Below are 10,319 nucleotides of genomic sequence, written 5' to 3' on the forward strand. Positions count from 1 at the left end.
CCACAACGCCTACCCGGCCGACTCCCGCCTACGCTGCGGACCGAAGGCGAGGCGCTGCGGACCCCGAGGGGACCGCAGCGCCTTTACCGCAACGTTGTCGTCAGGTGGAACTACTCTTCCCGGCCGTTCCCGGGGTCGCCGTACCGCGTGTTGTACAGGAAATTGAGGGCGACGCCTCCCAGTGTCGCAACCGCCACCACCGCGAACGGCACCCACGTCGTCGACACGGTGACCGCCAGGATGCCCACAGCGATTGCGACCAGAAGCAACACGGTCAGGCCGTGCACTGTGCCGAAGATGAACCGCGCCTTAGTCATGACTACCCATCTGCTGGCCCTCTCGACATCCGTCGACCAACGCTCGGAGTGCTGTCGCCTAGAAGCGCCTGAGGTAGCGCCCGCGATGCTTGGGTTGCCAGCCTCCCCGGGCGTGCTTGCCGCTGGTCCATCGATGCTTTGGTCCACCTCGGAGGTATCGTAGGCCATTCAGCTTTGTTCCGAATCCTCCGGTGAGACCGCCGGTAAGGGTGGCGATACCGGCACCTCGCCAGCTCCAGTTGCGAGTACCGGCGTTGGATGCGGCGTACGCACCGAAGCCGGCGGCAGCTCCGACCGCCACCCCACAGACCACAGACGCGGCGCAGAAACCGAGAGCGACTGCTCCGGCCACACCTACTCCGACAGCGGCGTAAGTGCGCCAGTGCTTCTTGAAATGGCCACCTACTGCCCGGCCGGCGTTGCAGGCCCACCTGGCCCAGCGCGAACACTTGCGCTTGCCGTCCAGGTCGGTGGCGTTGATCGGATCGGCGCAGGTGTACTCGTAGGCGTTGCAGCTTCCGCCAGCGACGGGGTCGACCTGGAGGAACCGCCCGAGCGCGGGCGAGTAGAGACGGACGCCCATGAGGATGACGTCGCCGATCGCCTCACCGGAGCGCTGCTTGCCACCCAGCCAGCCGTACCGCTGGTTGGCCTGGCCGGCCACCGGCAGACCGTATTCGTCGTAGTCGAACAGCTCCGGCTCGGTCAGCCCGGTGTCCACCTGCGCGGCGATGCCGCCGTGCAGGTTCGTCAGCTGTAGCACCACGTCGCCGGTCGCCGAGGTAGTGGCGACCAGGTCGTTGTCCGGGCCGGACACGTTGCGGGTGACGTTGCCCAGCGCGGTGTCCTCGACGATCCACTGCGGACTGTCGGAGTCGTCGCCGTAGTGGTTCAGCTTCGAGGTGGCGTCGACCCAGTTCCCCTCGACCAGACTCTCGGTCGTGAAGGCGCGGAACCGGTGCGCCGGGTCCAGCGTCCACGTCTGCCGCGCGTCATCGAGCTGCTGGCGTTGCACCAGGTCGTTGGCGAAGTAGCTGTTGACCAGCCCGCCCGGCAGCGCGGTCGTACGGCCGAACGCGTCGTAGACGTACCCGTCGTCGGTCAACCGGTCCGCCGTGTCGTAACCGTGGGTCCGCGTCGTGGTCGCCGTCGACGCGTCGCACTCGCCCTCGGCGGCCGGGGCGAACTGTGAACTGCCGGACCGGTTCGTCCGGTCGTCGTAGGAGTACGTCCGGGTGACACACCCCTCGGTGATCGCGCTGTCGTGCTGCGCCCGCACCAGGCGGCCGAGCCGGTCGTAGCGGTAGGTCTTGCTGCCGCCGGTGTAGGTGTGCTCCACCCACTGGCTCGCGGTGTTGGTCACCACCGACTCGGAGAAGATCACCTCGCCGTCGGAGTCACGGGTGTAGGTCCGCTCCACCGGCCGCAGGTTCACGTCCAGCCGGTCGGTCCGGGTCAGCCCACCGGGGTACTTCATCTCGGTGAGCTGCCCGTCCGGCGAGTACTTCGCGGAGAACGTGCCGGCGACGCTGTCGGTCACGCTGGTCAACAGGCCGCGAGGTTCGGCCACCCGGTCGTAGGCGAAGGTGCGGTGGCCGGTCGGGTCGGAGACCTTCACCGACTTGCCGAACCGGTCGAACTCGGTGACGGTGGTGCCGCCGTCGGCGTCGGTGTACGACACCTGCCGGCCCAGCAGGTCGTACTCGCGGGCGATGGTCGAACCACCCATCGTGGTGGCGGTGGCCTCACCCGAGGTCGGGCTGTAGGTCGTCGTCACCGTCGGGATCGCTGCGCCCTCGTCGGAGGTGATCGCCTTGCCGGTCACCCGGGTGGCGGCGTCGTAGGTCGTGGTGGTGGTCCGGGTCTTGCCGGCCGCCGTCTCGGTCACCACCGCCTCGTCGCCGTGGCGGGTGTAGGAGACGACTCGCCGAACCGGGAGGTTGGTGGCCATGCGGGCCGGGTCGTGTCCGGTCACCGCACCGGCAGCCCGGGTCACGCACAGCTTCCCGGCCCACTCCGGCTTGTTGCCGCATGCGCTGTCCTGGGCGTTCGCGCCAGCGGTGAAGTAGACGGACTCCTGGGTCCCGGCGTCCGACCCGGACGATCCGATCCCCACCGTCTTGACCGTCCGGCCGGAGGCGTCGTACACGACCCCGGAACTCAGGTTCTTGCCGCCCGGGATCGCGTCGACCGTCTGCCTGGTCGACTTCTTCAGCGTCCAGCCGGAGACCCCGCCGTACTCGGCGTCGTAGCTCTTCCTGGTGACCCGTACGTCACCGTCGGGGTAGCCCACCACCTGCACACCCTTGGTCTCCCGGGTCAGCAGGTGGTAGGTGGCCCCGTCCGGCTTGCCCTCGTCGTACGTGTTGACGCTGCGGGCCCGGCCGATGACCGTGGCACCGGCGGGGATGGCCGCCAGCGGCCCGCCGCCGTCGGGGTCGTCGAGCGGGTTCTCCAGGACCAGGGTCGAGGTCGGTCCAACGGTCTCCAGCAGGTCGACGCCGTCGGAGCTGTAGGTGTTGATGGTCGACAGCGCCAGCGCACGGGTTGCCGTATCCGACCCGGCCAGGCCCAGCTCGGCGAGGAAGGTGTCGGCGTTGGGCAGGGCGCCCAGGGCCAGGGCCCGGTCGGTGGCCTCCAGGGTGCGGATGACGTTGCCGAACCGGTCGTACTCCTGGGTGTCGATGTGGCCGCCGGGGGTGGCGGTGTTGACCTCCTTGCCGCCAGCGGAGAGGTAGTGGACGGTGGCGTGCTTGTAGCCGTTGGTGCCGGGTGCGGCCGGGGTGGCGCTGTTGCGGCCGGGGTTGTCCTCGGGTTCGAAGATGGCCGTGGCGTCGGTGGGCAGGTCGACCTGTCCCCAGGCGGAGATGGCGGTGGAGTTCAGGTTGTACGGCCCGCCGGCGAGTTGGCTGAGGGGGACGTTGTAGACGACGTTGGTGGCGATCTCACCATCGGTGGCCGTCTTCGAGCCCTGCTGGAGCGCGGCCCGGCGCACCTTGAGCAGCCGGCCGGCGTTCTCGTCGCCGGCGAGGTCGGTGACCTGGTCGTCGGTGAGGGCCTTGCCGTAGACGCGGACGTCGTCGATCTCGCCGTCCCAGACGTTGGCGGCGGCACCGGCCCACTTGGCGCGGCCGATGACGAACCCGCCGGTGGCGTTCCAGCCGCCGACGGCGGCGGTGGTGCTCTGGAGTACGCCGTCGACGTAGAGCTTCATCCGTCCGCTGGCGGTGTCGTAGACGCCGGTGAGGTGGGTCCACCGGCCGGCCACCGGGGCGGTGTTGGAGGTGGCCCGGATCGGGGTGGCGGCGTCAGTGTCCGCGCTGACCCGGGAGAAGGCCCACCGGTCGTCGGCGGCGACGTAGTTGAGGAAGAAGCCGCTGGTGCGTGAGCCGTCCTTGGACACCGCGGTCCGGTTGGCCGTCTTGGTCTTCAGGCGTACCCAGGCCGAGACGGTGTAGGAGGAGGTGTTGGAAAGGGCGGTGCCGGCCACGCTGATCTGCTGGCCGGAGCCGCCGGTGAAGACCGCGGCCCGGTCGGCCGGGTTGTCGGGGTCGTTGCCCTGGCCCCAGGTCACGCCGCTGGCCATGGTGCCGGTGCGGCCGCTGCCGGAGGAGTCGGCGACGGTGCTGCCGGAGCCGGCGTCGAGGTCCCAGCGCAGTGCGGCCGAGTCGACGTCGGGGTTGCCGTGGTCGAGGTGCCACGGCAGCTCACCGGGCGGAGTGACCTTGGCGACCCGACCGTCGGCGTACTCGTAGCCGGTTTTGAGTGCGGGGCTGACCCGCGGGTCCCACACCTCGCGCAGCTGGCCGAGGTTGTCGTAGGCGTACCGGGCGATCTGGGTGGCGGTCATCGCGGAGGTGTCCGGATCCCAGGCCCAGAGTTTCACCCCGGAGACGCGGTCGGTGTAGTCGCCGAAGACGGTCTGGCTCAGCCCGGCGGTGGTGGCGGTGGCGTACTCGTATTCGAGAACCTCGCAGCCACGCGCCGGGGTGGCGGTGGCGCAGTTGTTGGTGTCGTCGACGCCCGGCTCGACCGGGTTGATCACCTTCTTGAGCAGCAGCCGGTCGCCGCTGGTGTCGTAGGTGTACCGGGTGGTGGTGTTTGCCTCCGCCGTCCACGAACTGGCCGCGGCCCACACCCCGCCCTGCTGGGTGAACTCGGTGATCGTGCCGTCCAGCTCAGACAGCCGGTACGCGGTGCTGCCCAGCCGGCTCAGCACCATCCCCTCCGCACCCGGCTCCGGGGTGAAGGTGGTGCCGTCGGCGTTCTTGGCGAAGGTGATCCACCCGCCGTCCATGGTGTTGACCAGGGCCATCGACGGCTCGGGCAGCTCAAGGGTGGTGTAGTCGACATCTGCCGCCCCGCCGGTCGCGCCGCCGTTCCAGGCCGGCCCGAAGGGGGCGACGATCTCGGTGAAGGAGAGGTTGTCCCAGTAGACCCGGCGCCCGGAGCCGCCCTGGGCGCCGTTGTAGAGGCGGAAGAACGCCTCGGTGGCGCCGGCGGGGACGGTCATGTCCACCGACAGTTCCTGCCACCCTTCGGTGTAGGCGGCCATCGGCGAGACGACCTCGGTGTATGCGCCGCCGACCCGGTGGAAGCCGACGATCCGCAGCCCCCGGTGGGTGTTGTCGGGCACCAGGCCGGTCGCGGCCGGCACGAAGATCCAACCCGTCATCCGGTACGTCTTGCCGGCGGTCATGCCCAGCCGCAGCGCGCCACCGTCTCCGCCGACCGCCACGTAGGTGTCGTTGCTGGTGGTGGTGACCGGAGTGATCTCCAGCGAGTCGGCCGGGGTGGTCTCGCCCTGGCCGCGGACGGTGGAGCGGACCGCCGAGGAGGTGCTCGGCACGGTGAAGCCGGTGAGGTTGGTCGAGACCTGCTGCTGGTTCGGCGTCAACCGCTGACCCATCGGCAGATAGCCGCTACTGCGGTTGCGCGACGACGACGTCCGGGACACCGACAGGCCCAACTCGTCGGCGTCGGTGGGGGACAGCGCGTAGTCGCCGGTTAGCAGGTTCACCGCCCCCGGACCGACCTCGTCACCGGCGGCGCCAGCGCCGCTGGAGTCGACCGTCACCCGCACCCACGGAATCGTGTACGCCGGGGTGCTGCCGCTGGCGGTGTAGAGACGTGCCCGTACCTCCACGACACCACCGGTCAGACCGAGGGTGTCGGTGGCGTTCCAGATCGCGTAACCGCCCAGCGACGACAGGACGACCGGGCTGGCGGCGGTCGCCGTGATCGGCGCGCCGGTGGCCGAGGTCAGGTTCGCCGACGGCACCGGCAGCACGGCCCCACCCGGCCCACGTCGGTACTCGAAGTACGCCCGGGTGTAGCCGGCGACCGGCGTGGTGATCCGCAGCTTCGTGCGCTTGACGACGGTGGCGCCGGGCAGCGGCTCGACGAGGGCGGCGTCACCGGCCTCGAAGACGTAGAGGTTCGGGTCGGACAGGTTTCCGGCCGAGTCCTTCGCCTGCACGGTCAACGTGCGCCGGCCGTCGCGCGGACGCAACGTCACCGACTTCGCGCTGGTCGCCGCGATCGTCGTGTCCGCAGCGTCGTGGTCGAGCCGGTAGACGAACGCGGCGAGGTCGTTGGTGCCGGCGGCCGGGGTGAAGGTGAAGGTGTCCGGCGCCTCCGCGCCGCCGTGTGGCAGCCCGTCGTTGAGGTAGATCGTCGCCGACACGAACGGCACCCCGGGCTTGGTGGTGTCCACGGTCAGCGTGGTCCACCCGGTCCAGGCGCCGTAGGAGTGCGGGTCCTTGGCGCGCACCCGCCACTCGTAATCGGTGCCGTTGGCCAGGTTGACCGGCAGCTGCCAGGAGGCGGTCGACCCGTTGGTCCACGCCGGGCTGCCCGAACGCAGACCGGAGGTGCTGACCACGGCCTGGGTGCTCTTGTTCCGCACCTCGAACTCGGCCTGCAACGTCTGCCCCGCGTTGGCGTCGGCCAGTTTCGCCGACAACGTCGGACGCAGCGAGGCGGTCCGCGCACCGGCGCCGCAGGCGGTGTAGCAGGGGGCGACCGCCAGCGCGGACGGCGCCGACGGCGCACTGTTGTACGTGATCGTCAGCAGCGGCGGGCGTCCGCCCTCGGCCGAGTCGAACCTCTTCCACCCGGCGGTGCTCGACTCGGAGGTGGCCCGCAGCATCACGCTGGCGCTGGACAGGTTGTTGTCGGCGCTGTGCTGCAACGCACCGCCGACCTCGATGTAGACGTACCCGTCGTTGCACGACGAGTTGTAACCCTTGGTCTCGGTCGACGTGCCGACCTTCGCCCGCGCGGTGGGCTGGTTCGTCCAGCGCACCGAGGCGTCGACGTGATCCGTACGCCAGGCCTCCCAGGAGGCGGCGGTGCAGGACCAGGAGTGGTAGTTCCACAGCCGCAGCTTCGCAGTAATGATCTTGCTGCCGGCGAATCCGGTCGTGTTGAACCGCAGGTACGACCGGGCGTAGAAGGTGCCACCGTCGTTGGAGTAACCCAGCTTCAGATCGGCGGCACCCGACTGGTCGCTGGAGTAGCTGTTCTGCACGAACGCGTCGAACGACGGCGACAACGACGTCGGCGGGTCGATCGTCACCGGGAAGGTGAGATCCTCGCGGGCAAGGAACTTCGCGTCGGGCGTCAGTTCCAGATCGGTACGGCCCGCGCCGGACGGCGTCGCGCGCAGCGCGACCGGGGCGGTGTTGAGGTGCTCGGCGGACTGCGGGCCTACCTTCGCGTCCCACATCAGCGGCTTCTGCGCCCGCCCGACCTGCTTCCCGCGGGAGTTCTTCAGCACCAGCCCGCCCATGCCATCGGCGGCGGCGGTCAGCTTGCCGGTACGCATCGACAAGGCCAGCTTGCGTACCTGCGCCAGGCCGGCCCGGTCCTTCACCACGAAGTGCTGCTCGAAGCCGGAGGCGTGGGCGTGGAACACCAGATCCACCCCGGGACGCACCTCCGGGTACGTGATGGTCCGGCCGTCGAGGACCGGCTCGGGCAGCGGACCGGCCCACGCCAGCGACGTCCGTTCCGCACCGGTGCCCAGCGACACCACCTCGTGCTCACCCGACCCCGAGGACGCACCGGCGAAACTCAGGTCGCGGGCGTGCGCCTTCGGCACCACCGTGCCGTCGGCCCGGCGTTCCAACGTGAGGTCCACCGGCACCCACGTGCTGTCGCCCTGACGGACCCGCACCGGCGCGAGCGCCTGCTCCTGGGTGAGAGTGCCGTCCGGGTTGGCGAAGACCTGGACGGTCTCCGACCGCCGGTTCGCCACCTCGACGCGCTCGCCACACAACCGGGCGGCCACCGCCGCCGACACCTCGTCCGGACGATCCTCCGGACACGCCTGCTTCTCGGCCGGGTTCGGCGCGGCGGCCGGCTTCGGCGCGGCCACCGCCCGATCAGGCCGGACCGGAACGTCCGACATGGTCACGACCATCAGCACCGCCAGCGCCACCGCGACCCGTCTCGCCCAGCGGACGAAACCGTCACCCGCCAACGCGACAAACACGCCGCCACGCACCCACTGCTCTGGCACAGCCAGCCTCCCCGTAAAACCGGACACAGCGAAAGTCAGGGCAGCCTAGGGAGATCGACTAATCGAGATCAATGCATTGACGAAAGCCGACGTGGACGCTAGAAGGCCGCCCAAATGCGCCCTGCGGCGACCACAAACGGCCGATGATGTAAATCGGACAGATGACCATCCGTCGCCGACATCGTCACCGCCAGCAACCGACACGGGCCACCCGGCCGCACGACTCCCGCCGCGAATCACGGGGCAGCCCACGGCAGGTGCGACACGATCACGCCGACTGCGGAAGGCGCAGGGCGACTCCCGTGCCGCTTACTGACAGTGAAACCGCCGACGCCAACAAGGCCCGGCTCTGGTCAACGATCAAGAGCAGGCAATGTGATAATGATCACTATTCGGCGGAATGAACAGGATGGAAACAGCCAGGGTGCCGGGATGCGGCGAGTGGCGAGCGCCTGTCATGATGCCGCGCATGCCACTGCACCGCCGTACCGTGCTCGGCGTCGGCCTCGCCGCCGTCACCGCCGTCGTCACCGGCTGCCGCGACCAGGCACCGCCGTCCTCGGCGACCGGCCCCGGCACACCGTCGGCCACCAGCGGAGCGGCGAGTGCCCCCGGCGCCGGAGCGTCCCCCGCCGCCTCGGCGGGTACGCCGGCCGGCGCCTCCGCCTCTCCCGCGGCCACCGAAGCAATGGGCGCGGCGCCCGGCACGTCGGCGTCCGCCGCGGAGGGCGGGGCGGTGACCGGGCAGGGAGGCGTCGGGGCACCGACGCCGCTCAGCCGCGCCCTGGGCACCGAACTCACCCGGCACCTCCAGCCGACCAGCGCCAACCCGAACCACCCCGCGTACGCCGGCGCGGTGGCGCTCTGCCAGATCGACGGGAAGCTCGCCGGCCGGGCGGCGGTCGGCAAGGCGCTGCGCTACGGGGCCGGCCCGGTGCTGCTGCCCGAGGCCAAGCAGGTCGGGATGAACCACGACTCGATCTTCGACACCGCGTCGCTGACCAAGGTCTACACCGCGATCCTCACCCTGCAACAGGTCGACAAGGGCCGCATCGCCCTCGACGCCCCCGTGGTGGACTACCTGCCCGGTTTCGCCGGCCCCGGCAAAGAGAAGATCACCGTGGCCATGCTGCTGGCCCACACCAGCGGCCTACCCGTCGGCGCCAAGGTCACCGGCCTGTCCGACGACGCGGCGCGCCGGGCGGCCGTACTCGGCACCCCGCTGATCAAGGGCGCCACGCCCGGCACCGTGTTCCGCTACTCCAGCGTCGGACTGATGGTCGCCGCCCAACTCGTGGAGAAGGTCACCGGCCAGCGACTCGACCAGGCACTCAAGAGCGGCATCACCGGCCCACTCGGCCTGCGCGACACCGGCTTCAACCCGAAGACCTGGCTCAGCGCTGCCGACCAGGCCAACCGGCTCGTCGCCACCGACGCCCGCTCCTCCCGCGGACTGCTCCGCGGCACCGTGCACGACGACGTCGCCAACCACCTCGGCGGCATCGCCGGACACGCCGGCATCTTCAGCACCGCCGCCGACCTGGCCGTCATCGGCCAGATGCTCCTCGACGGCGGCACCTACCGGGGCACCCGCATCCTCTCCGAGGCCACCACCAAGAAGATGCTGGCCAACGTCAACACCGGCCTGCCCGCCGTCGACGCCGAACGCCCCAACCGAACCTCCCACCACGGCCTCGGCGTCGTCCTCAACCAACCCTGGTTCATGGGCAAACTCGCCACCAGCCGCACCTTCGGACACACCGGATTCACCGGCACCAGCCTGCTCGTCCACCCCGCCCGCAAGATGGTCCTCGTCCTGCTCACCAACCGGGCCCACCCCAACTGGAGCTGGGCGAACCCCGACCCGATCCGCGTCGCCATCGCCAACCTCTGCGCCTGAGCAACGGTCGCCGGCCCGCCGGCCGACTCCCCCGCAGCGGCCAGGCGGTCAGGGCTACCCGTGCTCGTCCCGCTCCTGTTTCCAGCGCAGGTACCGGCGGTACAGCTCGTCCTCTCGGGCCCGCATCCGGCGGTGCAGCACCCAGGAGAGGACGAGCAGCGTGGCACCTCCGCCCAGCATCAGGAGCCCGAGGGCCCGGTCTCCCGGCTCCCTCGGTGCCGTGCCGAACAGCAGCCCCAGAAACGCCGCACCCAGGCCGAGGTAGAGCGCGATGCCGGACGGCCGCTGCCGGTACTCCAGCCCGTGCCGGTTAGCGAAGCTCCGGAACTCGCGCGGGATCTCCTCGTGCTCCTCGTAGGTCGCCACGCCCGCACCTCCAGATCCGCGTACCCCGGCCTCCACCGCGGTGACGTTCCGATGCCCACCCGCTCGTTCATGGCCGGGGTCAGTCGTTCATCCGGGTGGACCGGCCGGCCAGTGCAGAAAAGGTCCCCTGGCACGCCCCGCACAAAACGACAAAGAGCCCGGCCGCGACCAGCGGGGACAGGACGCGCCGAGGTAGCCCGCACCACAAGGC

General features: G+C 70.3%; 4 protein-coding genes. 1 reads left to right on the plus strand and 3 read right to left on the minus strand.

The features are described 5' to 3' along the window. Positions 1–110: 110 nt before the first annotated feature. Both C1I95_RS27810 and C1I95_RS27815 read right to left on the minus strand, forming a co-directional pair. Entirely contained in the window at positions 111–317 is a 207-nt protein-coding gene (locus tag C1I95_RS27810) for a hypothetical protein (protein ID WP_111218167.1), read from the minus strand. Between the two features lie 58 nt (positions 318–375). After that, positions 376–7,842: a LamG-like jellyroll fold domain-containing protein gene (locus tag C1I95_RS27815; RefSeq protein WP_146605870.1), complete on the minus strand. Its 7,467-nt coding sequence runs from the start codon at positions 7,840–7,842 to the stop codon at positions 376–378. Between the two features lie 469 nt (positions 7,843–8,311). Between C1I95_RS27815 and C1I95_RS27825 the strand changes: the two genes are divergently transcribed. Next, positions 8,312–9,742: a serine hydrolase domain-containing protein gene (locus tag C1I95_RS27825; protein WP_233513926.1), complete on the plus strand. Its 1,431-nt coding sequence runs from the start codon at positions 8,312–8,314 to the stop codon at positions 9,740–9,742. 54 nt (positions 9,743–9,796) lie between these two features. On the opposite strand, the gene C1I95_RS27830 is transcribed toward C1I95_RS27825, so the two are convergent. Further along, positions 9,797–10,108 carry a hypothetical protein gene (locus tag C1I95_RS27830; protein WP_111218173.1) on the minus strand — a complete coding sequence of 104 codons (312 nt, stop codon included), beginning with the start codon at positions 10,106–10,108 and terminating at the stop codon, positions 9,797–9,799. Positions 10,109–10,319 lie beyond the last annotated feature (211 nt).

This window comes from Micromonospora craterilacus, assembly GCF_003236315.1.
Lineage (GTDB): Bacteria > Actinomycetota > Actinomycetes > Mycobacteriales > Micromonosporaceae > Micromonospora > Micromonospora craterilacus.